Annotated in this window: 26 protein-coding genes; 19 read left to right on the forward strand and 7 right to left on the reverse strand. The window is 70.9% G+C overall.

All coding sequences use genetic code 11. From position 1 onward, the window contains the following. Window positions 1–16: 16 nt before the first annotated feature. The 9 genes from pip (at window position 17) to ehuA (ending at window position 8,246) form a co-directional block, all read left to right on the forward strand. The gene (gene pip, locus ACH34S_RS13530) at window positions 17–985 is read left to right on the forward strand and encodes a prolyl aminopeptidase (protein WP_395952906.1); all 969 of its coding nucleotides are present in this window, start codon (window positions 17–19) and stop codon (window positions 983–985) included. A 616-nt stretch (window positions 986–1,601) separates the two neighbouring features. After that, a complete protein-coding gene (gene ectA, locus ACH34S_RS13535) occupies window positions 1,602–2,150 on the forward strand; it encodes a diaminobutyrate acetyltransferase (protein ID WP_395952907.1) in 549 nt (182 codons plus the stop codon). A 51-nt stretch (window positions 2,151–2,201) separates the two neighbouring features. Continuing rightward, window positions 2,202–3,464, forward strand: a complete 1,263-nt coding sequence (gene ectB, locus ACH34S_RS13540) for a diaminobutyrate--2-oxoglutarate transaminase (protein ID WP_395952908.1) — start codon at window positions 2,202–2,204, stop codon at window positions 3,462–3,464. Between the two features lie 171 nt (window positions 3,465–3,635). Next, window positions 3,636–4,031 carry an ectoine synthase gene (locus ACH34S_RS13545; RefSeq protein WP_395952909.1) on the forward strand — a complete coding sequence of 132 codons (396 nt, stop codon included), beginning with the start codon at window positions 3,636–3,638 and terminating at the stop codon, window positions 4,029–4,031. After that, complete coding sequence (gene thpD / locus ACH34S_RS13550) at window positions 4,028–4,993, forward strand: ectoine hydroxylase (RefSeq protein WP_395952910.1); 966 nt, start codon at window positions 4,028–4,030, stop codon at window positions 4,991–4,993. The genes ACH34S_RS13545 and thpD overlap by 4 nt, the downstream gene beginning before the upstream one ends. 106 nt (window positions 4,994–5,099) lie before the next feature. Then, window positions 5,100–5,993, forward strand: a complete 894-nt coding sequence (gene ehuB / locus ACH34S_RS13555) for an ectoine/hydroxyectoine ABC transporter substrate-binding protein EhuB (protein ID WP_395952911.1) — start codon at window positions 5,100–5,102, stop codon at window positions 5,991–5,993. 3 nt (window positions 5,994–5,996) lie between these two features. Then, complete coding sequence (ehuC, locus tag ACH34S_RS13560; protein ID WP_395952912.1) at window positions 5,997–6,713, forward strand: ectoine/hydroxyectoine ABC transporter permease subunit EhuC; 717 nt, start codon at window positions 5,997–5,999, stop codon at window positions 6,711–6,713. Continuing rightward, on the forward strand, window positions 6,713–7,366 hold the full coding sequence (gene ehuD / locus ACH34S_RS13565) for an ectoine/hydroxyectoine ABC transporter permease subunit EhuD (protein WP_395952913.1): 654 nt from the start codon (window positions 6,713–6,715) through the stop codon (window positions 7,364–7,366). Before ehuC ends, ehuD begins: the two co-directional genes overlap by 1 nt. After that, window positions 7,353–8,246 (forward strand): ectoine/hydroxyectoine ABC transporter ATP-binding protein EhuA, encoded by an 894-nt coding sequence (gene ehuA, locus ACH34S_RS13570; RefSeq protein WP_395952914.1) that lies wholly within the window; start codon window positions 7,353–7,355, stop codon window positions 8,244–8,246. The genes ehuD and ehuA overlap by 14 nt, the downstream gene beginning before the upstream one ends. A gap of 71 nt (window positions 8,247–8,317) precedes the next feature. Here the strand turns inward: ehuA and ACH34S_RS13575 are convergent, their stop codons facing one another. Continuing rightward, a complete protein-coding gene (locus tag ACH34S_RS13575; RefSeq protein WP_395952915.1) occupies window positions 8,318–8,971 on the reverse strand; it encodes an HD domain-containing protein in 654 nt (217 codons plus the stop codon). A gap of 54 nt (window positions 8,972–9,025) precedes the next feature. On the opposite strand from ACH34S_RS13575, the gene ACH34S_RS13580 reads away from it, so the two are divergent. From ACH34S_RS13580 to ACH34S_RS13610, 7 genes are all read left to right on the forward strand, one after another. Continuing rightward, entirely contained in the window at window positions 9,026–9,997 is a 972-nt protein-coding gene (locus tag ACH34S_RS13580) for a GlxA family transcriptional regulator (protein ID WP_395952916.1), read from the forward strand. Window positions 9,998–10,032: 35 nt separating this feature from the next. Beyond that, window positions 10,033–11,196 carry a thiolase family protein gene (locus tag ACH34S_RS13585; protein ID WP_395952917.1) on the forward strand — a complete coding sequence of 388 codons (1,164 nt, stop codon included), beginning with the start codon at window positions 10,033–10,035 and terminating at the stop codon, window positions 11,194–11,196. Between the two features lie 2 nt (window positions 11,197–11,198). Then, the gene (locus tag ACH34S_RS13590) at window positions 11,199–11,576 is read left to right on the forward strand and encodes a Zn-ribbon domain-containing OB-fold protein (protein WP_395952918.1); all 378 of its coding nucleotides are present in this window, start codon (window positions 11,199–11,201) and stop codon (window positions 11,574–11,576) included. Between the two features lie 33 nt (window positions 11,577–11,609). Next, window positions 11,610–12,746 carry an NAD(P)H-dependent flavin oxidoreductase gene (locus ACH34S_RS13595; protein WP_395952919.1) on the forward strand — a complete coding sequence of 379 codons (1,137 nt, stop codon included), beginning with the start codon at window positions 11,610–11,612 and terminating at the stop codon, window positions 12,744–12,746. Between the two features lie 124 nt (window positions 12,747–12,870). Then, window positions 12,871–13,389 (forward strand): NUDIX hydrolase, encoded by a 519-nt coding sequence (locus ACH34S_RS13600; RefSeq protein WP_395952920.1) that lies wholly within the window; start codon window positions 12,871–12,873, stop codon window positions 13,387–13,389. Between the two features lie 78 nt (window positions 13,390–13,467). Further along, a complete protein-coding gene (locus ACH34S_RS13605) occupies window positions 13,468–14,064 on the forward strand; it encodes a TetR/AcrR family transcriptional regulator (RefSeq protein ID WP_395952921.1) in 597 nt (198 codons plus the stop codon). Beyond that, on the forward strand, window positions 14,061–14,972 hold the full coding sequence (locus ACH34S_RS13610; RefSeq protein WP_395952922.1) for an SDR family oxidoreductase: 912 nt from the start codon (window positions 14,061–14,063) through the stop codon (window positions 14,970–14,972). Before ACH34S_RS13605 ends, ACH34S_RS13610 begins: the two co-directional genes overlap by 4 nt. Here the strand turns inward: ACH34S_RS13610 and ACH34S_RS13615 are convergent. Both ACH34S_RS13615 and ACH34S_RS13620 read right to left on the reverse strand, forming a co-directional pair. Next, window positions 14,967–15,935 carry a CapA family protein gene (locus tag ACH34S_RS13615; protein ID WP_395952923.1) on the reverse strand — a complete coding sequence of 323 codons (969 nt, stop codon included), beginning with the start codon at window positions 15,933–15,935 and terminating at the stop codon, window positions 14,967–14,969. The two genes, ACH34S_RS13610 and ACH34S_RS13615, sit on opposite strands and share 6 nt — an antisense overlap. A gap of 36 nt (window positions 15,936–15,971) precedes the next feature. Next, window positions 15,972–16,547, reverse strand: coding sequence for a dihydrofolate reductase family protein (locus tag ACH34S_RS13620; protein WP_395952924.1), 576 nt, complete (start codon window positions 16,545–16,547; stop codon window positions 15,972–15,974). A gap of 71 nt (window positions 16,548–16,618) precedes the next feature. Between ACH34S_RS13620 and ACH34S_RS13625 the strand changes: the two genes are divergently transcribed. Further along, window positions 16,619–17,191: a TetR/AcrR family transcriptional regulator gene (locus ACH34S_RS13625; protein ID WP_395952925.1), complete on the forward strand. Its 573-nt coding sequence runs from the start codon at window positions 16,619–16,621 to the stop codon at window positions 17,189–17,191. 14 nt (window positions 17,192–17,205) lie between these two features. On the opposite strand, the gene ACH34S_RS13630 is transcribed toward ACH34S_RS13625, so the two are convergent. Then, on the reverse strand, window positions 17,206–18,243 hold the full coding sequence (locus ACH34S_RS13630; RefSeq protein WP_395952926.1) for an SGNH/GDSL hydrolase family protein: 1,038 nt from the start codon (window positions 18,241–18,243) through the stop codon (window positions 17,206–17,208). A gap of 88 nt (window positions 18,244–18,331) precedes the next feature. Continuing rightward, window positions 18,332–18,835 (reverse strand): GNAT family N-acetyltransferase, encoded by a 504-nt coding sequence (locus tag ACH34S_RS13635; RefSeq protein WP_395952927.1) that lies wholly within the window; start codon window positions 18,833–18,835, stop codon window positions 18,332–18,334. A 307-nt stretch (window positions 18,836–19,142) separates the two neighbouring features. Here ACH34S_RS13635 and ACH34S_RS13640 point away from each other — a divergent pair, with 307 nt between their 5' ends. Then, window positions 19,143–19,691 carry a hypothetical protein gene (locus tag ACH34S_RS13640; protein ID WP_395952928.1) on the forward strand — a complete coding sequence of 183 codons (549 nt, stop codon included), beginning with the start codon at window positions 19,143–19,145 and terminating at the stop codon, window positions 19,689–19,691. 50 nt (window positions 19,692–19,741) lie between these two features. Continuing rightward, window positions 19,742–20,578, forward strand: coding sequence for a GNAT family N-acetyltransferase (locus ACH34S_RS13645; protein ID WP_395952930.1), 837 nt, complete (start codon window positions 19,742–19,744; stop codon window positions 20,576–20,578). Window positions 20,579–20,599: 21 nt separating this feature from the next. On the opposite strand, the gene uvrB is transcribed toward ACH34S_RS13645, so the two are convergent. Beyond that, window positions 20,600–22,717 carry an excinuclease ABC subunit UvrB gene (gene uvrB, locus ACH34S_RS13650; RefSeq protein WP_395952931.1) on the reverse strand — a complete coding sequence of 706 codons (2,118 nt, stop codon included), beginning with the start codon at window positions 22,715–22,717 and terminating at the stop codon, window positions 20,600–20,602. 105 nt (window positions 22,718–22,822) lie between these two features. Then, entirely contained in the window at window positions 22,823–23,974 is a 1,152-nt protein-coding gene (locus ACH34S_RS13655) for a sensor histidine kinase (protein WP_395952932.1), read from the reverse strand. Window positions 23,975–23,986: the final 12 nt, after the last annotated feature.

Raw genomic sequence — 23,986 nt, forward strand, 5'->3', positions numbered from 1 at the left:
GCGACAATCGCGCTCCATGGAGCTTCGCACCCTGTATCCACCGGTCGAACCGCACGAGACCGGGCTGCTCGACGTCGGCGACGGCGACAAGATCTACTGGGAGGTCTGCGGCAATCCGGATGGCAAGCCCGCGGTGATGCTGCACGGCGGCCCCGGCGGGGGCTGCGTCCCGGCGCACCGGCGGCAGTTCGACCCGGAGGCGTACCGGATCGTCCTGTTCGACCAGCGCAACTGCGGGCGGAGCCTGCCGCACGCGAAGGATCCCGAGGTGTCGCTGGAGGCGAACACCACCTGGAACCTGGTCGCGGACATGGAGCGGCTCCGCGAGCATCTCGGCATCGAGCGGTGGCTGGTGTTCGGCGGGAGCTGGGGCAGCGCGCTGGCGCTGGCGTACGCGCAGACGCATCCGGAGCGGGTGACCGAGCTGGTGCTGCGCGGCATCTTCACGCTGCGGCCGTTCGAGCTGTACTGGTTCTACCAGGAGGGCGCGTCGCTGATCTTCCCGGACCTGTGGGAGAAGTACGTCGAGCCGATCCCGGAGGACGAGCGGGAGGACCTCATCTCGGCGTTCGGGGAGCGGCTGAACTCCCCCGACCGGGACGTGCGGGTCGCCGCGGCCAAGGCGTGGTCGACCTGGGAGGGCTCGACGCTCACGCTGCGGCCGGACGCCGAGATGGCGCGCGGGTTCGGCGAGCCGGACTACGCGGTGGCGTTCGCGCGCATCGAGCACCACTACTTCGCCAACGAGGGCTTCTTCGAGGACGGGCAGCTGATCCGGGACGTGGACCGGATCCGCCACATCCCGGCCGTGATCGTCCAGGGCCGGTACGACGTGTGCACGCCGGTCGCGACGGCCTGGGACCTACACCGGGCATGGCCGGAGGCGGACTTCCACATCGTCGACGACGCCGGTCACGCCTACAGCGAGCCGGGCATCCTGCACCGGTTGGTCGAGGCCACCGACCGATTCGCCGGCAAACCCTGACCGGAGGGGAGCGGGAACGCCATAGCTCCCGGGGAACCTTAAAGCGGACACGACGGAACGACGGTGGCGGCGGGTCCCGAATCGGGGGTCCGGGTGGGTCGCCGCGCCCGGGCCGTCCGCCTTATCAGCGGACCGAAATGCCGAGATTCTTACCGTTCCACAACCCAGGTCTTACCGTCCGGCAAGTAGACATGCCCCTTGATGGTCAGCGTTCCCGCCCTCACAGAGCCCGCGTCGCACGCCTTGACCCACACGCGTCCCAGCATGCCCGCGACCGCACGACCATGCGCGATGCGACGTGACGCTCACCGCACCGGACCCGTTGACACGAAATCTGAGTGACTTACCTCACACAACCGATACACAAAACGCCGCGCCCGCTCACGACGGAACATTAAGGTGGCGTTCAGGAAGCGTCCGGCCCGCGCCGCCGCCAAATCCGGCAGTACCTCCTGCGTATCAGCGGGAAATGCGGACAATCGCCGGTACGGACCACCGTAGAATTGCACGGAATTCGGTAAAGCCCTTAACCCTACCCACTGGGGTACCCGGCTAAACATCCCGCCGATAACAATCCTCTGCGATCACGGGGCGCGATTCGCTAAGTTGCCTGGACATGGCAGCGCAACCCCTGGAATCACCGACACGGCGCCACGGCGCAAGCGAGACGAACGCGGACGTGCAACTCCAGGAGCCGAGCCTCTCCGACGGTCCGGAGCTTTGGCGGCTCGCCCGCGAATCACGGGTCCTGGACGTCAACTCGCCTTACAGCTACACCCTTTGGTGCCGCGATTTCGCGGACACTTCCGTGGTGGCGCGCGACAGCGGCGTCCCCTGCGGATTCGTCACCGGATACGTCCGCCCGTCCCGGCCCGACACGTTCTTCGTGTGGCAGGTCGCCGTGGGCCGCGACCACCGCGGCCAGGGACTGGCCAACCGCATGCTGAACCGCCTCGCGGACCGTCTGGCGCCCCGCGGCGCCCGGTACCTCGAGGCCACGGTCACACCGGACAACACCGCTTCCACCGCGATGTTCGAAGCGTTCGCGCGGGGTCGCGGGTGCGAGGTCACCCGCAGCCCGCTGTTCGGCGCGGAGCACTTCCCCGAGGGGGAACACGAGCCCGAGGTGCTCTTCAGGATCGGCCCGATCGCCGACGCGAACTGACCCGTTCAACTTCCCCGTCCGCTCCCCCACCGACCTGCCTGGAGGCAGAAAATGGACGTCTTCGCCCGTTTGGAATCGGAAGTCCGCGGCTACTGCCGAGGGTGGCCCACGGTGTTCACCACGGCGCGTGGCAGCCACATGACCGACGAGAACGGAAAGACCTACCTGGACTTCTTCGCCGGCGCGGGAACGCTCAACTACGGGCACAACAACCCGCAGCTGAAACGGAGGCTCCTGGACTATCTCGCCGATGACCGCGTCGTCCACAGTCTCGACATGTACACGACGGCCAAGCGAGACTTCTTGGAACGGTTCAACGAGTACGTGCTCGCGCCCCGGGGCCTGGACTACAAGGTGCAGTTCCCCGGCCCCGCGGGCAACAACTCGGTCGAGGCCGCGCTGAAACTCGCGCGCAAGTACACCGGCCGGGAGACCGTCGTCAGCTTCACCAATGCCTTTCACGGGATGACGCTCGGCGCCCTCGCCGTCACGGGCAATTCGATGAAGCGCACCGGCGCCGGCGTGCCGCTCGGGCACGGCGTCGCGATGCCCTACGACAACTACCTCGACGGCAGGACGCCCGATTTCCTGCTCTTCGAGACGATGCTCGACGACAGCGGCAGCGGCCTGGACAAGCCCGCCGCCGTCATCGTGGAGACCGTGCAGGGCGAGGGCGGCATCAACGTCGCCACCGCCGAGTGGCTGCGCGGCCTGCAGGACCTGTGCCGCCGGCACGACATCCTCCTCATCGTCGACGACGTCCAGATGGGCTGCGGCCGCACCGGGCCGTTCTTCAGCTTCGAGGAGGCGGGGATCGTCCCGGACATCGTCTGCCTGTCCAAGTCCCTCAGCGGCTACGGGCTGCCGATGGCGATCACGCTGATGAAGCGCGAGCTGGACGTGTGGGACCCGGGCGAGCACAACGGCACCTTCCGCGGCTTCAACCCCGCGTTCGTCACCGCCGTCGCCGCGCTGGAGGACTACTGGACCGGCGACGGCCTGGAGAAGGAGACGATCGCCAAGGGCCAGCAGGTCCAGGCGGCGCTGGAGTCGATCGCGCTCCGGCACGCCGGCGCCGTCGACTCCGTCCGCGGCCGCGGGCTCGCGTGGGGCCTGGTGATGCACGACGCGGAGATGGCGCCGCAGGTGTGCGCCGAGGCGTTCGGTCGCGGGCTGCTGATGGAGACCTCGGGCCCGGAGGGCGAGGTGGTCAAGCTGCTGCCGCCGCTCACCACGACCGAGGCCGAGCTGGACCGGGGCCTGGAGATCATCGCGGACTCGCTGGAGGCCGTCCGCCAGAAGGTCGCCGTCTGATCCGGACGGCCGAGGCGGCCGACGCGGCCGAGGCGGCTGGTTCCGCCCATGCCGCGGGCCCTGTCCGTTTCGTCCACCCCATCCACCCGTCCATCCCCGTCTACATCGCCTGAGGCGCGCCGGGCCCCGCGCGGGGGCCCGGCCCCGGGCACCGCTGAAAAGAGGAGATTCATGATCGTTCGTTCCCTTGACGAGATCGTCGGCACCGAGCGCGACGTGCAGGCGCCGACCTGGTGCAGCCGCCGGTTCGTGCTCGCCAAGGAGGGCGTCGGCTTCTCGATGCACGAGACGATCCTGTACGCGGGCACCGAGACCAAGATGTGGTACGCGAATCACATCGAGGCCGTGTACTGCATCGAGGGCCAGGGGGAGCTGACCAACGACGAGACCGGCGAGAAGCACAAGATCGAGCCGGGCGTCATGTACCTGCTCGACGGCCACGAGCACCACACTCTGCGCGCCCACACGGACGTGCGGACCGTCTGCGTGTTCAACCCGCCCTGCACCGGGCGGGAGGTCCATGACGAGAACGGGGTGTATCCGCTGCTGACCGAGGAGGACGCATGAGCATCATCGAGTCCCATCCGACGATCGACGACGCGTACCCCACCCGCAAATGCGCCGAGGCGGCGCTGCTGTACCGCCAGGACCAGGTCGTTCACGGCGAGGCCGGGGACGGGCCGATCGACGCCGCCACCCTCGACGCCTACGAGGCGAACGGCTTCCTGTCCGTCGACCAGCTGCTCGCGCCCGACGAGGTCGAGGACTATCGCGCCGAGCTGCGCAGGCTGTCGGCCGACCCGGAGGTCCTCGCCGACGAGCGGACGGTCACCGAGCGCGGCTCGGACGAGGTCCGCTCCATCTTCGAGGTGCACAAGATCAGCGAGGTCTTCGCCGGGCTCGTCCGCGACCCCCGCGTGGTGGGCCGGGCCAGGCAGATTCTCGGCTCCGAGGTTTACATCCACCAGAGCCGGGTCAACTACAAGCCAGGATTCACTGGCAAGGACTTCTATTGGCACTCGGATTTCGAGACCTGGCACGCGGAGGACGGCATGCCCCGGATGCGCGCGGTGAGCATATCCATCGCGCTCACCGAGAATTTCGTGCACAATGGCGGGCTAATGATCATGCCTGGCTCGCACAAGACCTTCGTGGCCTGTGTCGGGGAGACCCCGGACGACCACTACAAGGAGTCCCTGCGCGGGCAGGAGATCGGGACGCCCGATGCGGCGAGCCTGTCGATCCTGGCCGACAAGCACGGGATCGAGCTGTTCACAGGGCCTGCGGGCTCTGCCACCATGTTCGACTGCAACTGCATGCACGGCTCCAATGGGAACATCACCCCGTTCCCGCGCTCCAACGTGTTCATCGTGTTCAACAGCGTCGAGAACACGTGCGTCGAGCCGTTCTCCGCCCCCGCACCGCGTCCGGAGTTCATCGGCGCCCGGGACTTCACCCCTGTTTCCGCCGGAGGCGGATCGGGGGGCGTGGGGGGTCGTCCCCCCTCGAATGGGACCGTCGGCGGCTGAATGAACACAACAATTCGATAACCCGACACACGTCAGGCCCGCGCCCGCGGGGGGCCGTCCTCCGGTCCCCCGCGGGCGCGGGGTTCACACATCCAGGAGTTCGATGATGACTTCCTCGAGACGCGACTTCCTGCGCACCGCCGTGTTGCTGTCCGCCGCGGTACCGCTGGCCGCGGCGGGCTGCTCCACGACGGATCCGGAAGAGGAGAAGGCGGGCGGGGGCACGCTGCAGAAGGCCAAGGACGCCGGGACGATCACGGTCGGCTTCGCCAACGAGGCGCCCTACGGCTACACCGACAAATCGGGGAAGCTGACCGGCGAGGCCCCCGAGCTCGCGCGGGCCATCTTCAAGCAGCTCGGGATCGACGAGGTCAAGGGCGTCCAGGTCGACTTCGGCGGCCTGATCGGCGGCCTGAACGCCAAGCGGTTCGACGCGATCGCCGCCGGCATGTTCATCACTCCGGAGCGCTGCGCCTCGGCGGCGTTCGCGAACCCCGAGTACGTCGCCAAGAGCGCCTTCATGGTGCCTGAGGGCAACCCGAAGGGCCTCAAGGGCGCCAAGGACCCGGCCGCCAAGGGCGTCCGCGTCGGTGTCATGACCGGCGCGGTCGAGGCCGGCTACGCCGAGAAGACCGGCGTGAAGAAGAACAACATCAAGACCTACGCCGACCAGCCGAGCGCGTTCGAGGGGCTCAAGGCCGGGCGCATCGACTGCATCTGGCTGACCCGCATCTCGCTGGCCGACCTCCAGTCCAAGCACCAGGGCGAGGGCTTCGAGGTGACCGACCCGTTCGTCCCGGTCATCGACGGCAAGGAGCAGTTCGGCGCGGGCGCGTTCGCGTTCCGCAAGGCCGACACGGACCTGCTGAACGCCTGGAACGGCGAGCTCGACAAGCTCAAGCAGCAGAACAAGCTGCTGCCGATCCTGCAGCCGTTCGGGTTCACCCAGGCGGAGGTCCCCACCGCGGGCGACACGGCCGCCAAGTTCTGCCAGGGCTGACCCGTGGCTGACGTCCTCGACAGCTACCAACAATGGCTGGACGGCGCGTGGGTGACCATCAAGCTCACCCTGCTCGGGGGCGGGCTGGCGCTGGTGCTCGCCCTGATCTTCGGGCTGGCGGGCACCTCGCGCCACCCGTGGGTGCGCGTGCTGAACCGGGTGTACGTGGAGTTCTTCCGCGGCAACGCCACCCTGGTGCTGCTGTTCTGGTTCTTCTACGCGCTGCCGCTGCTCGGACTCCGGTTCACGACCATGTTCGCGGCCGTCCTCGCGCTCGGCCTGAACGTCGGCGCCTACGGCGCGGAGGTGGTGCGCGGCTCGATCAACGCGGTTCCGAAGGCCCAGTACGAGGCAACGGTGGCGCTCAACTTCTCGGTCTACCAGCGCATGCGCCGCGTCATCCTGCCGCAGGGCGTCGCGCTGATGCTGCCCCCGTTCGGGAACCTGATCATCGAGCTGATGAAGGGCACCGCCATCGTGTCCCTGGTCGGCATGGTCGATCTGACCCGGGTCTCGAAGAACATCCAGGGCAGCACGGGTGAGACGGTCGCGGCGTTCACGATGGTGCTCGTCCTGTACTTCGTGATCGCACAGCTCCTCCAGCTGTTCGTCCGGTACGCCGAGCGCCGCGTCGACCACATGCTCGGCCGCCGGCCCGCGCGTGAACCGTCACTCGGGACGGTCGCCGCGGGCGCTCCGGGAGCGGGGGTGGGCGGCTGATGGAATGGGACTGGCACTACTCCGGGGAGATTCTGCCCGACCTGCTCGACGGTCTCCGGTACACGGTCATCGCCACGCTGCTCGGCTATGTGATCGCGCTGCTTCTCGGGCTGGTGTGGACGCTGCTCCGCCGCACGCCGAGCAGGATCGTCAACCAGACGGTCCGGTGGATCACCGAGTTCATCCGGTGCACGCCGCTGATCCCCCAGCTGTACTTCGTGTTCTTCGTCCTGCCCGCCTGGGGCCTGACGATCGGCTCGCTCACGGCCGGGATCATCACGCTCGGAATCCACTACTCGACGTACACGGCCGAGGTGTACCGGGCCGGCATCGCCGACGTCCCGAAGGGACAGTGGGAGGCGTGCACGGCCCTCAACCTGCCGAAAAGCCGGGCGTGGCTGGACGTGATCCTGCCGCAGGCGATCCGCCGGGTGATCCCGACGCTCGGCAACTACCTGATCGCGATGTTCAAGGACTCGCCGTATCTGATGGCCATCAACGTCGCGGAACTGCTGTTCACCGCCAACAAGGTGGGGTCGCAGACGCTTCAGTTCCTGGAGCCGATGACGATGGTCGGTCTCTTGTTCGTCGTGGTCAGCGTCATATCCTCGATACTCGTCCGCCGCTTGGAGAGGCGCTATGCCACCAACTGACACGACACCGGACTCCCCTACTCCCGACGACGCCGTCCCGAAGAGCGAGGGCGTCTCCACGGAGAAGGGCGACGTGGCGAAGGGCGAGGCCGCTCCGCTGCCGCGCGGTGAGGCGCCGGGCATCCGCTTCGAGAAGGTGGTCAAGCGGTTCGGCCACAACGTCGTGCTCCGCGAGCTCGACTTCACCGTGGCGCCGGGCGAGCGGGTGACGCTCATCGGGCCGAGCGGGTCGGGCAAGACGACCATCCTGCGGCTGCTGATGACGCTGGAGAAGCTCGACGATGGCCTCATCTGGATCGGCGACGAGACGCTCTGGCACATGGAACGGGGCGGCAAGCGCGTCCCGGCCAACCAGAAGCACCTGCACGAGATGCGCAAGCAGGTCGGCATGGTGTTCCAGCAGTTCAACCTGTTCCCGAACATGAACGTCCTGCGCAACCTCACCGAGGGGCCGGTGCGGGTGCTCGGGGTGTCCAAGGACGAGGCCGTTGAGCGGGCCAAGGATCTGCTGGACCTGGTCGGGCTGGGCGACAAGATCGATTCGCATCCGTCGCAGCTGTCGGGCGGCCAGCAGCAGCGGGTGGCGATCGCGCGGGCGCTCGCCATGCAGCCGAGGGTGCTGCTGCTGGACGAGGTCACCTCCGCCCTGGACCCGGAGCTCGTCGTCGGCGTCCAGGACCTACTGCGCGACATCGCCCGGCAGAGCGACCTGACCCTGCTGTGCGTCACCCACGAGATGACCTTCGCCAAGGACATCTCCGACCGGGTCCTCATGTTCGACGGGGGCCAGATCGTCGAGGAGGGCCCGCCGGACCAGATCTTCGGCGAGCCGTCCGAGCAGCGCACCCGGGACTTCCTGCAGGCCGTCCTGGCGTCCTGAACCATCTGGACCGTCTGGACCGGTCCCGCCGCCCGCGCCCCCGTCGCCCCGGGGACGCGGGCGGTGCGCTGTCAGCGGACGCCGGGCCAGGCGGAGGCGACCAGCTTCGCCCATTCGGGGATCGGGACGCCCGCCCCGTGCTGGCGGGCGAGTTCGCCGGGGAGCGACCCGATCGGGGCCTTGGCCGGGTTCCGGATGATCTGGCCGATGATGATCTCGGTGAGGCGGCGGCTCGCGCCGTCGCGGGGAAAGGCGGCGTGCGCGCGGTCGGCGAGGCCTTCGGGCAGCGCCCGGGCGCCCAGCGCGACGATGTCGGCGCTGCTTCCGGCGTGGGTGAGCGCGATCTCGGGACGCATCCGGTGCGCGATCCCCACGCTGGTGTGCAGGGCGATCGCCTCCCAGACGACGCGGACGCGCTCGTCGTCCAGGCCGTTGCGGCTCAGGAACTCCGCGGCGAGGTCGGCGCCGTCCACCTCGAAGCGGCCGGCGCCGTCGCCGCGCTCGGTGAGGCCCGCGTCGTGCAGGAGGCTCGCCAGGAACAGCGTCTCGTCGTCGTAGTCGGCTCCGGCGCGCACGCCCCGCGCCTCGCCGATGGCGCGCCCGAACAGGTACGTGCGGACGCTGTGGTGCGCGAGCATCTCGGGCCCCAGGGAGAACACCAGGTCGTAGGCCTTGCGGGTCAGGTCGGTGTCGGGCATCGAGAATTCGGTGAACTGGTCGGTCATGCGGTTGATCGTCCGGCGCCGGCCGGGGTGCGCGGAAGTGTCCAGACTGCCGATGTGCGCTACGTTCTGGCCATGCATGTGGTCGCGGTGCTCGCCATGGACGGCGTGGTGGCGTTCGACCTCGCCGTCCCCGGCCAGGTGTTCGGGATGACGACCACGTCCGGCGACGTCCCGCTGTACGAGGTACGGGTGTGCACGGGGCCCGGCGGGGCGCGGACGACCCCGCTCCTCGGTCACATGCGCGTGGACAGCCCGTACGGGCTGGACACCCTCGCCGCCGCCGACACGATCGTCGTCCCCGGCCATGAGGACCCGCGCGCCGATCCGCCTGCCGAGGTGCTGGACGCGTTGCGCGACGCGTCGTCGCGCGGCGCCCGGATCGCGTCGATCTGCGTGGGCGCGTTCGTCCTCGCCGCCGCCGGTCTCCTGGACGGGCGGCGCGCGACCACGCACTGGTGGTACACGGCCGCGCTGGCCCGCCGCCATCCGGACGTCGAGGTAGACCCGGCCGTGCTGTACGTGGACGGCGGCCGGGTGCTCACGTCGGCGGGCGCCGCCGCGGGGATCGATCTGTGCCTGCATCTCGTCCGCCGCGACCACGGCTCGGCCATCGCGGCCCGGACCGCGCGCCGGATCGTCATGCCGCCGCAGCGCGACGGCGGCCAGGCCCAGTTCATCCGCCATGAGCACCCGCCGGACGGCGAGGGCGCCCTCCAGCCGACGCTGGCCTGGCTGGAGGCCAACCTGCACCGTCCGCTGACGCTGGAGGACATCGCCCGGCAGGCGTCCGTCAGCGTCCGGACGCTGACGCGCCGGTTCCGCGAGCAGGCGGGCACGACGCCGCTGCAGTGGCTGTCGCGCGCCCGCGTCCACCGCGCGCAGCAGCTCCTGGAGAGCACCGACCTGCCGGTCGAGCGCGTCGCGGCCGAGGCCGGCTTCGGCTCGCCGGTGACGCTGCGCGCCCACTTCGCCCGCCGCGTCGGCGCGTCACCGCTGGCGTACCGCAACGCGTTCCGTGCCCGCTGAACGATGCCGAATGCCGTTCGGTACCGTAGGGGGCGATGAACGCTGCGATCGTGGGACTCGGCATGACCGAGCTCGGCAAGGTGTACGGGCGGAGCCCCCGGCGGCTCGCCGCCGACGCGGTCCGGCTCGCCGCCGCGGACGCCGGTCTCACCACCGCCGACCTGGACGGGCTGCTCGTCAGCCACGGCATGGGCGGCTCCCCCGGCATCGAGCTGGCCGACACCCTCGGGCTCCGCGACCTGCGCCTGCTCTCCCAGATCAACGCCTTCGGCGCGACCGCCGGGGCGATGGTGTCCTATGCCGCGATGTCGGTGCTGAGCGGCTCGGCGAGCGCCGTCGCCTGCGTCTTCGCCGACGCGCCGCTCAAGCCGGAGCAGCCGTCCGGCTCGGCGTACGACCGCGACGCCCGCGAGTGGTACGGCTTCGGCGGGATGACGGCCGCGCTGGGCCTGCGCAGCGTGAACGCGTACTACGCGCTGGCGGCCCAGCGGCACATGGCGCGCTACGGCACCACCAGCGAGCAGCTCGGCGCGATCGCCGTCTCGACCCGCGGCTGGGCGGCCCGCAACCCGCTCGCCCAGATGCGCGACCCGATCACCCTCGACGACCACCAGAGCTCCCGCTGGGTGTCCGAGCCCCTGCACCTCCTCGACTGCTGCCTCGTCTCCAACGGAGCCATCGCCGTCATCGTGACCGGCTCTGACCGGGCCCGCGATCTGGCGCGTCCGCCCGTCCACCTGTGGGGCTGGGGGCAGGGGCACCCCGGGCACCGCAGGGAGCGCGGCAGCGACTTCGGCCTGACGACGGGCGCCGCGGCGTCCGGTGCGGCGGCGATGAAGATGGCCGAGATCACGGTCCCGGACGTCGACGTCTGCGAGCTGTACGACTGCTACACCTACACCGTCCTCGTGTCGCTGGAGGACTACGGGTTCTGCGCCAAGGGCGAGGGCGGCGCGTTCGCCGCGTCCGGCGCGCTCGGGCCGGGCGGGTCGCTGCCGACCAACACCGGCGGCGGCCAGCTGTCCGCCTACTACATGTGGGGCATGACGCCGCTGTCGGAGGCCGTGATCCAGGCGCGCGGGGACGGCGGCGAGCGGCAGGCCCCGTCCACGGACGTGATCCTGGTCAGCGGCAACGGCGGCATCCTCGACCACCACTCGACGCTGATCGTCAGCCCGCACGCGAAGGGGGCGCTCTAGCCATGCGGATCGGCGTGCTCCGGCGCGACGGCCGGACCGACCCGTTCTTCGACGGCACCGCCGCCGGCCGCCTGGTCATCAGGCGCTGCGCGTCCTGCGACCGGTGGCTCGCGCCGGACGCGGCGGCCTGCCCCGGGTGCGGCGACGAGGACCCGGGCTGGGCCGAGGCGAGCGGCGAGGCGACCCTCGTGACCTGGACGATCGTGCATCGCTCCGGCGAGCCGCCCACGTTCCTCGCGCTGGTCGAACTGGCCGAGGGCCCGTGGCTGCACGCCCGCCTGGACGGCGTCGGCCGCGACGACCTGCGCGAGGGTCTTCCCCTCCGCGCGACGTTCGTCCACCCGGACGAAGGCGAGTCGTACCTCCTCTTCCACCCCTAGACCGAATACCGTTCGGTCATCTAGCGTCGGGGCATGAACACCGAGGTCTGCGCGCGGTTCGGCATCGAGTTCCCGCTGTTCGCCTTCAGCCACTGCCGGGACGTCGTCGCGGCCGTCACCAACGCGGGCGGCTTCGGCGTCCTCGGCGCCGTCGCCTACACCCCCGACCGGCTCGAAGAGGAGCTGCGGTGGATCGACGACCACGTGCACGGCCGCCCCTACGGCGTGGACGTCCTCGTCCCCGGCAAGATCGACAAGTCGGCGGCGGACGGCGGCGGCCTCGACGCCATGCTCGCCGCCATCCCCGGCGAGCACTGGACGTTCCTCGCCGGCCTCTTCGCCAAGTACGACGTCCCGCTGCCCGACTTCGAGCAGGCCAGGCGATCCAACGCGCGCGGCGGAACGCAGGTCACGCGGCAGGGCGCGACCGAGCTGATCGACGTGTCCCTCGCCCACCCGATCGGCCTCATCGCCAGCGCGCTCGGCACCCCGCCCCCGCTGATGGTCGAGAAGGCGAAGGCGGCCGGGATCCCGGTGGCGGCGCTCGTCGGGACGCCCGAGCACGCCCGCCGCCAGGTCGCCGCCGGCGCCGACCTGATCGTCGCGCAGGGCGGGGAGGCGGGCGGGCACACCGGCGAGATCTCCACGATGGTCCTGGTCCCGGAGGTGGTCGACACCGTCGCGCCGGTCCCCGTCCTCGCCGCGGGCGGCATCGCCACCGGCCGCCAGATGGCCGCCGCGCTGGCCCTCGGCGCGTCCGGCGTGTGGTGCGGCTCGGTCTGGCTCACCACCGAGGAGGCGGAGACGTCCCCGGCCGTGAAGGAGAAGATGCTCGCCGCCACGTCCCGCGACACGGTCCGCTCCCGCTCCCGCACCGGCAAGCCCGCCCGCCAGCTCCGCTCCGCCTGGACCGACGAGTGGGAGTCCCCGTCCAGCCCCGGCCCGCTCGGCATGCCGCTGCAGATGATCGTCGCCGAGGGCGCCATGCGGCAGATCACCAAGATCGCCGAGTCCGGCAACCCGGGCGCCCGCGCCCTCGCCAACTACTTCGTCGGCCAGTGCGTCGGCCTGATGAACACCGTCAAGCCCGCCCGCCAGGTCGTCTACGACATGGCCGACGACTTCGCCACCGCCGTCGACCGCCTCAACGCCATCACCAGAACGGACTGACGGATCCTGATCCACTCGACGAACCGCCTGGATGCGGCATCCTCTCATGGGACGGATCCGGGACGGCATCGTACGTATCGCGCAGAGGTGCTGATCGGATGCAGCGGCAGAGTGGAGCGCGGTCATGGTGGACGGAGCGGTGGCGGCGGACGGGGTGCCGGTGCCCGTCCGGTCCGGCGGGCAGTCGTGGACGGTGTCGTGGCATCCGCCCCCTGAACCTCCGGCGGGGATCCCGCATGGCGCGGCGGGCGTGTGCGTGACCGCCGCCGGCGACATCGTGCTGGTCAGCCCGGACGGCGCCGCCTGGGATCTGCCCGCGGGCCGTCCCGAGCCCGGCGAGGGCTGGGAGCAGACCCTGCGCCGGGAGATGGACGAGGAGGCATGCGCTACGGTCCTGGCGGCGCGGCTGCTCGGTTTCACCCGTGGTGAGTGCGTGACCGGGCCCGAGCGGGGACGGGTGCTCGTCCGGTCGGCGTGGCGGGCGGAGGTCGAGTTGCGTCCGTGGGAGGCGCGCTTCGAGATCGCGGCGCGTCGGGTGGTCGCGCCGGATGCGGTCGAGGAAGCGCTGTCGCTGGACTCTCATCCGTTCGCCCCCTTCATCCGGCGCGAGCTCCGGGAGGCCTCGGTACGCGCTCGACCGTGATCAGGCCGTTCATGGCTTGCGTGGCCACTCCGGCATGGTTTAATAAATGCCTGTTCACTTAATAATGAGGAGATGCCGATGGCGGGTCGGCCGCGAGGGGTCGATGACGCGGTGATCCTGCGGGCGGTGGTCGAGGTGATCGGGCGGGTGGGTCCGGCGAAGCTGACGCTCGCGGCGGTGGCCGAGGAGGTGGGGCTCGTGCCGGGGACGCTCGTCCAGCGGTTCGGGTCCAAGCGCGGGCTGCTGCTGGCGCTGGCCCGCCGGGCCGTCCCGGACGCGCACGTTCTTCAGGAGCGGGCGCGCGAGGGATGCGATTCGGCCTTGGACGCGGTGTTCGCGCTGGCCCGGGAGTCGGTGGCGGACGTCGACACCCCGCAGAGGTACGCCAACCACCTGGCCTTCTTCTGCATGGATCTCACCGATCCCGAGTTCTACGAGCACGCCCTGGCCATGCATCAGGCGCAGCGGCGGGCGATCGAGACGCTGCTCGAAGCGGCCGTGTCCGGTGGTGAGCTGCGGGACGGGACGGACACCGGCGCTCTGGCCGGGTCGGTCCAGGCGGCCGTCGCCGGGGCCGGGCTGACCTGGGCGCTCGACCGGCAGGGCGCGCTAGCGGAGCGGGTCGAGCACGAGATCGGCACAGTGCTGGCACCACACGTTCGGAGGAAGACATGACCGTGGAGAAGCGTCCGCTGAGCGGCGCGGTGGCCCTGGTCGCGGGCGGGACCCGCGGGGGCGGACGGGGCATCGCCGTCCAGCTGGGGGCCGCCGGCGCGACCGTCTACGTGACGGGCCGCAGCAGCCGGTCCGCGAGTTCGGACATCGGACGTCCGGAGACCATCGAGGACACCGCCGAGCAGGTCACCGCGGCGGGCGGGGCCGGCATCGCGGTCCGCACCGATCACAGCAGTCCGGACGAGGTCCGCGCGCTGGTCGACCGGATCGCGGCGGAACAGGACGGGCGGCTCGACGTGCTCGTCAACTCCGTGTGGGGCGGCGACCCGCTGACCGACTGGGAGCATCCGCTGTGGGAGCAGGACCTCGGCACCGGGCTGCGGCTGCTGCGGCAGGCCGTGGAGACCCACGTGATCACCAGCCGGTTCGCGCTGCCGCTGATGGTCGCCCGCCGCCGGGGCCTGGTGGTGGAGGTGACCGACGGCAACACCGCCCGCTACCGCGGCACATTCTTCTACGACCTCGCAAAGTCGGCGGTGATCCGGCTGGCGTTCGCGCAGGCCGCCGAGCTGAAGCCGCACGGTGTCACGGCCGTTGCCATCACGCCCGGTTTCCTGCGGTCCGAGGCCGTCCTGGAGCACTTCGGCGTCACCGAGGACAACTGGCGGGACGCCATCGCCAAGGACCCGCATTTCGCCCACTCAGAGACCCCCGCCTACGTCGGACGGGCCGTCGCCGCCCTCGCCGCCGACCCCGGCGTCATGGCCAAGACCGGGCGGGCCCTCGCCACCTGGAGCCTGTACAAGGAGTACGGGTTCACCGACGTGGACGGCACGCAACCCGACTTCGCCGCCCACTGGGCCGAAGCCCTCGTGGACGAGTACGGCCCGCTCGGCGACCCGCTATGACGGCCGCTCGATGACAAGCCGGCCACCGCGGGGCTCGACGTGGGTGCCGAGGGCGGCGCAGGCGCGGGTGAAGCGCTCGGTGATCCAGCGGTGGTCGTCGTCCACGGCCAGGCGGGTGCGGCAGTGGTCGAGGCGGAGCGGCACCGCCTCGATCCGGGCCGGGCCCGCGCCGTCCAGCGCGATCAGGAACAGCAGCCCGAGGTCGTTGCGGCGCTGCTCGTCGATGGCGTAGTCGTCGATGAAGTCGCCCATGTCGAAGATGACCGGCCAGGCCACGCCGTGGAAGACGTGCGCCGACGTCCCCGCGATGAGGGTCGCGCCGGCGTCCAGGAGCCGCTTGGCCGCGCGCCGGACGTAGTGCAGCGGCTCCGTCGTCATGTTCGGGCCCCAGTGCGGCAGGACGAGGACGACGTCGTTGTCCGCGCGGAGCCGGCCGATCTGCTCCAGCAGGCCGCCGGGCACGCCCCTTTCGAGGTCGGCATGGGCGACGCCGGGACGGCCCGGCCCCGCGGCGAAGTCGGCCGGATGGTCGGTGACGCCCACCACCGCGACCCGGAGGCCGCCCGCCTCCAGGACGACGCTCCGCCGCGCGTCCCGGCCGTCGTCGCCCGCGCCCACGCAGCCGATTCCCGCCTGTTCCAGGATGTCGAGGGAGTCCCGCAGCGCGTCGGGTCCGTAGTCGAGGGCGTGGTTGTTGGCGAGGTTCACGCAGTCGACGCCGAGGTCGGTGAGGGCTTCGGCGGCATTCGGGGGCGCTCGGAAATGGAAGGGCTTGCCGGGCGCCGCCCATTTCTCGCCGCGGGCGGAGACGCAGCATTCCAGGTTCAGGAGCGCGAGGTCCGCTTCCGCGAACACCTCGCGGACGCCGCCGGAGAACAGCTCGTGCGGACCGGAGACGGCGATCTCGTCCGCCACTCCGCGGCCGAGCATGGTGTCTCCGGCGAGCGCCATGGTGACGGTCATCGCGGCCCCCAATCGACGGGAGTTCCGCCGTCCAGCCTACGAAGCGCGGGTGAACCAGGTGACCTGGGCGCCGTTGCCGAACGACTCCCGCCGGGCCGGATCGAAGAGCGTCGGGCGGAACTCGCCGGCGAAGACGGGAACGCCCGTCCCCGCCACGACCGGATAGCTCTTGACGATCAGCTCGTCGATCTCGGGTAGCAGCGCGGCGGCGAGCTTGCCTCCGCCGCAGAGCCAGATGTCCTTGTCGCCGTCCTCGGCCTTGAGTTCGCGGACGAGCCCGGCCGGGTCCCTGACCAGTTCCACGGACGGGTCGGCGATCTCGTCCAGCGTGGTGGACACGACGTACTGCCGGACGTGCGCATACGGGCTGGTCACGTCGATGTCCAGCGCGGGCTGGTAGGTGCCGAGGCCCATGACCAGCGTGTCGAACCGCTTGTTCGGCGCGTTCTCCATGCCGACCTGCGCGCGGATGTGCGTGGGCAGCGTCTCCGGATAGCGCTCGTTGATCCAGGCCATCATGTCGTCGCTGACCGGGTAGAAGTCGACCTCGCCGGCGGGTCCGGCGATGTAGCCGTCGATGCTGACACCGACGTAGTAGACGAGCTTTCGCATCTATGCGCTCCGTTCGTAGTACTCTATATGAAGTGGTTTGAATGTAGTACTACGAATGGAGTGGTGTCAACATGCGGAGGAACGTCGAACGGAGGGCGGCGCTCGTCGACGCCGCGATCGAGGTGCTGGCCAGGGAGGGCGCCCGCGGGCTGACGTTCCGCGCGGTGGACGCCGAGGCGGGCGTGCCCGTCGGGACCGCGTCCAACTACTTCGCCAACCGCGACGACCTGTTCACGCAGGCGGGCCGGCGGATCTACGAGCGCATGCAGCCGGACGCGACCGTCCTGGCCGGACGGCTCGAAGGGCCGCGCGACCTGGCCAGGGTCACCGAACTGCTGCGCGAGGTCGTCGGCCGGATCTCCGACTTCCGCACCGGCTACCTGGCGTTGCTGGAACTGCGGCTGGAGGCGACGCGGCGTCCCGAACTGCGGACCGTGCTGACCGAGCGGGTCCGCGCGGACGTCGAGGCCAACATCGCCTACCACCTGGACTCCGGGCTGCCCGGCGACGCCACCACGGTCCGGCTGCTCTACCTGGCCCTCAACTGGCTGATCGTGGAGCACCTCACGCTGCCGGGAGTGTTCACCGACGAGGACGTCCAGGATCTCGTGGCCCTCGCGGTGGAACGCGCCGTCCCGCGCTAGGCGACCCCTCCGAGTCAGGCCAGCGGGCGGCCGGGGCCCTTCTTGATCTGCTCGATGAACAGGCCGGCCAGGGCGTGCTGGCCCGCGATGGTCGGGTGGTAGCTGCGCGGCTCGGCGGAGAACGCGGACAGGTTCAGCAGCAGGCCGTTCATGTAGGCGTCCCTGCTGCCCACCTCGTGACCGGCGAACGCGCTGTAGGCGTCGACGAACTCGACGCTGCCCTGGCCGTTGCGTGCCGCGATCCGCGCGTCGGCCTCCTGGGCGGACTGGCGGATCAGCCGGCTCAGGTCGTAGGCCCGCGCGTTCAGCCATCGCTGGTCGGCGACCGTGATGTTGTCCCCGTCCACGCCGCTGACCTCGGAGAACGCCTTCGGATACCCCATGAGCACCACCCGCGCCCTGGGCGCCCGCGCGGCGATCTTGTCGAGCAGGTCGGGGAGGCTGCGCCGGAGCTCGGCCATCCGCCCGGCGACATTCTCGCCCTGCCGGGTGCACCCCTCGCTCCACGGCATCTTCACGACGCACCCGGACAGGACGGTGGAGAACCCGACGTCGTTGCCGCCGATGCTCAGCGTGACGAGGCTGGTGTCGGCGTTGATGCGTCCCAGCTGCGGCGGCTCTCCGTTCCGCCCCTTCAGGAAGTCGTTGATGGTCGCGCCGGAGCAGGCCCAGAACGAGGTGCCCTTCGCGAACGGGAACGCCCGCGCGACCTCGTGGTAGTACGCCTTCGACGTCCGGTGGCAGCGGGCGAGCGGGTTCCTGTCGGCCACGGTCGCCTCCGCGCCGAGCCCCGCCGAGTAGGAGTCCCCGAGGGCCACGTAGGAGCCGCGCGTCGCCGCCTCGACCGGCGTGGGCGTCTTCCGCTGCGCGACCGGATCGGCGCGCACCTCCCCCGGCGCCGGTTCGCGGCAGCCCGCGCCGAACACCTCGCAGCGCACGGCAGGGAGCGCCACCGGCGGGACGACGGCCAGCGCCAGCAGTCCCACGAGCACGGCGAGCCCGAGCCCCCGTTCGCCGAGCCGGTCCCGCAGCCACGTCACCGGGCTGATCATCGTCCTCCTCCACGGTCCATGAGCGAGACGTTCACGCGGCCGCCCCGGTTCCCGCCTTTACATTGTAGATCTCTAAGCTTCGGGGTCGTCACGGGAGCGGCGCCCACATCACGAGCCGCGGGCCCAGCGCGTGCAGCCCGGCCTTGACCTCGGCGTCCCAGTACGAGCGGATCCCCGGGCCCCAGCTCTCCTCGGGCAGTTCCGCGAACCCGTGCCTGGCGTACCAGGGGCCGTTCCATGGGACGTCGCGGAACGTCAGCAGGCTCACCCCGGGCGAGCCGCCCGCGGCGGCCCGCACCTTGACCTCCGCCAGCAGGCGGACCCCGATCCCGCGCCCGACCAGGTCGCCGCGCACCGAGATCTGCTCCAGATGGGCGGCCCCGTCGAGCTCCTCCACCGCCGCGAACCCGACCGGCGGATCGCCCGCCACGAGGATCTCCCCGCCCTTCCCGATCAGCTGCTCGATCACGGTCGGCGCGGGCGGGAACACGATGCCGATCTCCGCGAACATCGCGTCCCCGGAAGTCTCGATCCCCGGCAACCCCGCCAAGTCCCCCGGCCGCGCCACGCGGACCTCGTACCCCGACCCCATCCAATGATCGTAGGTCGTCCCCGGCGCTCCGGTCCCTCCCCGCAAGGACAGACCCGGCCGCATGCGGCCCGTACGCCCGGCGTCGATCCGCGGTCGGCGAGCGTCTCGCGGGCCCTGCCGCGGAACCCCGTGACCGCGCGGCCGGCCGTCCGGTGGGACGAGGGCCGTTCACCCCGTGAGGGGAGCGGGATCACGCCCGGGAGGGAGGCCCGGCACCGGGCGCGGGCCGTTCACTTGCGGTGGGCGGTTCACACATGATCGGAAGGGTTTCACGGTGGCGGGGAAACTGATGTCAGGCTTTCAGCGGATGCATGGGCGGACCGTCGAAGGCGTCCCCCGGTGGGCGGTGATCGCGGCCTATGCGGCGAGCCTGATCGTGCTGCCGTCCTGCATCTGGCGGATCGCGCTCGGCTTCGGCGCGCCGATCGGCCCGTTCTCGGGCGACATCGGCGACATGCGCGGCGATGTGCCCACATGGATGCCCATGTGGGGCTACACGATCCTGCTGAGCGTCCTCAGCGAGGCGCTGGCGTTCCTGGCCGTCGGGCTGGTCAGCCAGTGGGGCGAGGTGTGGCCCCGCTGGATCCCGCTGCTGCGCGGGCGCAGGGTGCCGACCCTGGCCGCCGTGATCCCCGCGGGCCTGGGCGCGGCCGTGCTCACCGTGGGGACCCTGATGAGTTCGCTGACCTTCGACGAGTTCACCGCACCGGACGGCACCACCGTGCACCTCGAAGGGTGGAGGCTCGGGCTGTTCGTCGCGTCCTACGGGCCGCTGCTGCTCTGGGGCCCGCTGCTGGCGATCGCCACCGTCGCCTACTACCTACGCCGGACGCGCACCCTCCTCGCCCAAGCGTGAGCGCGGGAAATCAAGATGCGGACGCGGCGCGCGCATGGCCATGCTGTGGCATGGGATGGACGCTCACTGACGATCTCCAAGAATTCCTCGCACGGGCGGACGGTTTCCTTCGCCGCGACCCCGTCGCGAACACCGTGGCGCTCACCGTGACCGACACCCTGCGCGAGCAAGGCCCCGGCGTCTACGGCAAGACGCTCTTCGGCTGGTGGACGGACGCCGGGCCGGTCGAAGGCACGGTTCTGCGGACCGGCACGTATCCGCCACTGCTGAGCGCGATGCCCGAACGCGCCGCGCGGGAGCTGGCGCGAGCGCTGGCCCGGCGGGGCGAGGCGGTACCCGATGTCAACGGGGAGCAGGCGGTCGCCGGCGCGTTCGCCGGAGCATGGCTGGACGAGACGGGCGCGGCGGGCCGCGTGACGCAGCGGCAGCGGCTCTACCGGCTGGACCGGCTGACCGTCCCCGACCCGCCACCGGACGGCGCCGCGCGCGTCGCCTCCGCGGCCGACCGCGGGCTGCTGCGGGAGTGGTTCACGGCGTTCGACCGGGAGGCCGGCGGGCCCGGCGGCGTGAACCCGGCGGTGTTCGATCGCAGGCTCGCAGACGGCCTCATCACGCTCTGGGAGGACGGCGGCCGGCCCGTGGCGGCGGCCGGGCGGACGCGGGCCGTCGCCGGGGTGGCGCGGGTCGCGCCCGTGTACACGCCGGTCGAGCACCGGCGCCGCGGCTACGGCGCGGCGGTCACCGCCGCCGTCACGCGGGCCGCGCTGGACGCGGCCGTCACCGGCGTCGTGCTGTTCACCGACCTCGCCAACCCGACCAGCAACGGCGTCTACCAGCGGATCGGCTTCCGGCCCGTGGAGGATCGCGTGGTGCTGGCCTTCACGTGACGCAGGCGTGCGCGGCGGGGGTCACTTGACCCCGGCCTCCTTCATCTCGCGGAGTTCGCGCTTGAGTTCCTTGATCTCGTCGCGGAGCCGGGCCGCGAGCTCGAACTGCAGGTCGGCGGCGGCCTGGTGCATCTGAGCGGTCATCTCCTCGATGATGGCCTCCAGCTCCTCGCGGGGGCGTTCGCCGACGAGGTCGGCGGCGTGCCGGCCCACCTCCCTGGTGCGGGACGCGAGGCCGGGAACGGGGGCCTTGCCGCGGCTCTGCTGGCGTCCGCCGCCGCCGATCAGGGTCTCGGTGTCGGCGTCCTCGCGGGCGAGGGAGTCGAGGATGTCGGCGATGCGCTTGCGGAGGGCCTGCGGCTCGATGCCGTGCTCGGTGTTGTAGGCCCGCTGCTTGGCGCGGCGCCGGCTGGTCTCGTCGATCGCGCGCTCCATCGACGGGGTGACCGTGTCGGCGTACATGTGGACCTGGCCGGACACGTTGCGGGCCGCGCGGCCGATCGTCTGGATGAGCGACGTCTCCGAGCGCAGGAAGCCCTCCTTGTCGGCGTCCAGGATCGCGACGAGCGACACCTCGGGCAGGTCGAGGCCCTCGCGGAGCAGGTTGATGCCGACCAGGACGTCGTACTCGCCGGCGCGCAGCTCGCGGAGCAGCTCGATGCGGCGCAGCGTGTCGACCTCGCTGTGCAGGTAGCGGACCTGGATGCCGAGTTCGAGGAGGTAGTCGGTGAGGTCTTCCGCCATCTTCTTGGTGAGGGTGGTGACGAGGACGCGCTCGTCCCGCTCGGTGCGCTCGCGGATCTCGTGGATGAGGTCGTCGATCTGGCCCTTGGTGGGCTTGACGACGACCTCGGGGTCGATGAGGCCGGTGGGGCGGATGACCTGCTCGACGACGTCGCCCTTGACGCGGTTCATCTCGTAGGTGCCGGGCGTCGCGGACAGGTAGATGGTCTGGCCGATGCGGTCGAGGAACTCCTCCCACTTGAGGGGGCGGTTGTCGATCGCGGACGGTAGCCGGAAGCCGTGCTCGACCAGCATCCGCTTGCGGGACGCGTCGCCCTCGTACATCGCGCCGATCTGCGGGACGGTCTGGTGGGACTCGTCGATGACGAGCAGGAAGTCTTCGGGGAAGTAGTCGAGGAGGGTGTTGGGGGCGGTGCCGGGGCCGCGGCCGTCGATGTGGCGGGAGTAGTTCTCGATGCCGGAGCAGGTGCCGACCTGCCGCATCATCTCGACGTCGTAGCTGGTGCGCATGCGCAGGCGCTGCGCCTCCAGCATCTTGCCCTGCCGCTCCATGACGGCGAGCGTCTCCTCAAGCTCGGTCTCGATGTCGCGGATGGCCCGCTCCATCCGCTCGGGGCCGGCGACGTAGTGGGACGCGGGGAAGACGTACAGCTCCTCGTCTTCGGTGATCAGCTCGCCGGTGAGCGGGTGCAGGGTGGCGAGCTTCTCGATCTCGTCGCCGAACATCTCGATGCGGACGGCGAGCTCCTCGTACTGCGGGATGATCTCGATGGTGTCGCCGCGGACCCGGAACGTGCCGCGGGTGAACGCGAGGTCGTTGCGCGTGTACTGCATGCCGACGAGCTGGCGGAGCAGGTCGTCGCGCTCGATCTCCTGGCCGACGTTGAGCCGGACCATGCGGTCGACGTACTCCTGCGGGGTGCCGAGGCCGTAGATGCAGGACACCGACGCGACGACGACGGTGTCGCGGCGGGTGAGCAGCGAGTTGGTGGCCGAGTGGCGGAGCCGGTCGACCTCGTCGTTGATCGAGGAGTCTTTCTCGATGTAGGTGTCGGTCTGCGGGATGTACGCCTCGGGCTGGTAGTAGTCGTAGTACGAGACGAAGTACTCGACGGCGTTGTTCGGCAGCATCTCGCGGAGCTCGTTGGCGAACTGCGCGGCGAGGGTCTTGTTCGGCTGCATGACCAGGACGGGCCGCTGCACCTTCTCCACCAGCCACGCGATCGTGGCGGTCTTGCCGGTGCCGGTGGCGCCGAGGAGCACCGTGTCCTTCTCGCCGCCCTGGACGCGGGCCGCGAGCTCGGCGATCGCCTGCGGCTGGTCGCCCGACGGCGTCATCTCGGTGACGACCTCGAACGGCGCCACGCGCCGCCGCAGATCCGTGATCGGCCGCATCGTCCGCCCTCCCCCTCGTCCGGCGTTCTCCCGTGCTTCCCCAACAGTACGCAAGCCCACCGACATTCCGTATCGACGCAGGTCAGCCGGTTTGGAGGGGCGAGGTCAGGAGGCGGGGAGCGGGATCCTGGCGCGGACGGCGTAGCCGCCCCTGCGGGGCCCGGCCTCGAAGCTGCCGCCGAGGGCGGTGACGCGCTCGCGGAGCCCGACCAGGCCGTTCCCGCCGCTCGGCAGCCGGTGCTCGGGGCGGGCGGTGGGCGGGTCGTTGGCGATCTCGACCTCGATGGCCTCGGGGAGCAGGTCGAGCCCGACGCGGGTGTCGGCGGCGCCCGCGTGCTTGTGGACGTTGGTGAGCGCCTCCTGGACGAGGCGGTAGACCGTCCGTCCCACGGCGGCGGGCATGGGGCGCTCGTCCCCGCGGATCGACAGGTCGACGCGGAGGCCCGCCGCTCCCGACTGCCCGACCAGCTCCCGGACGTGCGCCAAGGTCACCGCCTCCTGGGGCAGCGCCTCCTCGCCCTGCCGCAGGACGCCGACGACGTGGCGGAGTTCCTCCAGCGCCTGGCGTCCCATGTCGCCGATGACGCCGGCGGTCTCGGCGGCCCGGCTCGGGTCACGGACGGCGATCGCCTTCAGGGCCCCGGCGTGGACGACCATGACGCTGATCCTGTTGGCGACCACGTCGTGCATCTCCCGGGCGATACGGGTGCGTTCCTCTCCCCGCGCGCGCTCGGCGAGGAGGTGCTGTTCCCGTTCGAGGCGCGCCGCCCGCTCCTGGAGCGAGACAACGAGCTGCTTGCGCGCGCCCATGTAGAGGCCGAGCAGGATGGGCACGGCGACGAACGCGACCCCGAAGATGGCCTGGGCCGGGAAGGACTCCGTCGACGACGTCGGCCCAGGAAAGGCGAGCGAGCTGATGTACCCGATCACCGCGAGCCCCACGACCGTCCTGCGGGACGTGGTGTAGGCGGCGAGCGAGTACACGATGACGAGCGCCGCGAACGCGCCCGCTCCGGTGATCGTGCCGAAGACGAGCAGGAAGAACATCAGGCCGACCGGGTAGACGCGCCGCACGACCGTGGCGAGGCCGAGGATGACGCTGCACACCGCCACGACGGGCGGCGGCAGCCAGAAGCTCTGGTCGACGAACCACAGGAAACAGCCGTCCCACGCGGCCAGCGTCACGGCGATGGCAATGTCGAGCGCGCGTGACCGCCGCGAGGGCCACGCGGACGACCACCAGCCCCGCACGTGCATGCGACGAAGCCT

Source organism: Actinomadura sp. 3N508 (assembly GCF_044326375.1).
Taxonomy (GTDB): Bacteria; Actinomycetota; Actinomycetes; order Streptosporangiales; family Streptosporangiaceae; genus Spirillospora.

Coding starts and splice junctions, on each gene's coding strand:
- ACH34S_RS13595 (WP_395952919.1), top strand. CDS start 11,610: ATGAACACCGAGGTCTGCGCGCGGTTCGGCATCGAGTTCCCGCTGTTC.
- ehuD (WP_395952913.1), top strand. CDS start 6,713: ATGGAATGGGACTGGCACTACTCCGGGGAGATTCTGCCCGACCTGCTC.
- ACH34S_RS13635 (WP_395952927.1), bottom strand. CDS start 18,835: ATGGGGTCGGGGTACGAGGTCCGCGTGGCGCGGCCGGGGGACTTGGCG.
- uvrB (WP_395952931.1), bottom strand. CDS start 22,717: ATGCGGCCGATCACGGATCTGCGGCGGCGCGTGGCGCCGTTCGAGGTC.
- ACH34S_RS13610 (WP_395952922.1), top strand. CDS start 14,061: ATGACCGTGGAGAAGCGTCCGCTGAGCGGCGCGGTGGCCCTGGTCGCG.
- ectB (WP_395952908.1), top strand. CDS start 2,202: ATGGACGTCTTCGCCCGTTTGGAATCGGAAGTCCGCGGCTACTGCCGA.
- ACH34S_RS13625 (WP_395952925.1), top strand. CDS start 16,619: ATGCGGAGGAACGTCGAACGGAGGGCGGCGCTCGTCGACGCCGCGATC.
- ehuA (WP_395952914.1), top strand. CDS start 7,353: ATGCCACCAACTGACACGACACCGGACTCCCCTACTCCCGACGACGCC.
- pip (WP_395952906.1), top strand. CDS start 17: ATGGAGCTTCGCACCCTGTATCCACCGGTCGAACCGCACGAGACCGGG.
- ACH34S_RS13590 (WP_395952918.1), top strand. CDS start 11,199: ATGCGGATCGGCGTGCTCCGGCGCGACGGCCGGACCGACCCGTTCTTC.
- ectA (WP_395952907.1), top strand. CDS start 1,602: ATGGCAGCGCAACCCCTGGAATCACCGACACGGCGCCACGGCGCAAGC.
- ACH34S_RS13655 (WP_395952932.1), bottom strand. CDS start 23,974: ATGCACGTGCGGGGCTGGTGGTCGTCCGCGTGGCCCTCGCGGCGGTCA.
- thpD (WP_395952910.1), top strand. CDS start 4,028: ATGAGCATCATCGAGTCCCATCCGACGATCGACGACGCGTACCCCACC.
- ACH34S_RS13575 (WP_395952915.1), bottom strand. CDS start 8,971: ATGACCGACCAGTTCACCGAATTCTCGATGCCCGACACCGACCTGACC.
- ACH34S_RS13615 (WP_395952923.1), bottom strand. CDS start 15,935: ATGACCGTCACCATGGCGCTCGCCGGAGACACCATGCTCGGCCGCGGA.
- ACH34S_RS13630 (WP_395952926.1), bottom strand. CDS start 18,243: ATGATCAGCCCGGTGACGTGGCTGCGGGACCGGCTCGGCGAACGGGGG.
- ACH34S_RS13620 (WP_395952924.1), bottom strand. CDS start 16,547: ATGCGAAAGCTCGTCTACTACGTCGGTGTCAGCATCGACGGCTACATC.
- ACH34S_RS13585 (WP_395952917.1), top strand. CDS start 10,033: ATGAACGCTGCGATCGTGGGACTCGGCATGACCGAGCTCGGCAAGGTG.
- ACH34S_RS13605 (WP_395952921.1), top strand. CDS start 13,468: ATGGCGGGTCGGCCGCGAGGGGTCGATGACGCGGTGATCCTGCGGGCG.
- ACH34S_RS13600 (WP_395952920.1), top strand. CDS start 12,871: ATGGTGGACGGAGCGGTGGCGGCGGACGGGGTGCCGGTGCCCGTCCGG.
- ACH34S_RS13640 (WP_395952928.1), top strand. CDS start 19,143: ATGCATGGGCGGACCGTCGAAGGCGTCCCCCGGTGGGCGGTGATCGCG.
- ACH34S_RS13545 (WP_395952909.1), top strand. CDS start 3,636: ATGATCGTTCGTTCCCTTGACGAGATCGTCGGCACCGAGCGCGACGTG.
- ehuB (WP_395952911.1), top strand. CDS start 5,100: ATGACTTCCTCGAGACGCGACTTCCTGCGCACCGCCGTGTTGCTGTCC.
- ACH34S_RS13645 (WP_395952930.1), top strand. CDS start 19,742: ATGGGATGGACGCTCACTGACGATCTCCAAGAATTCCTCGCACGGGCG.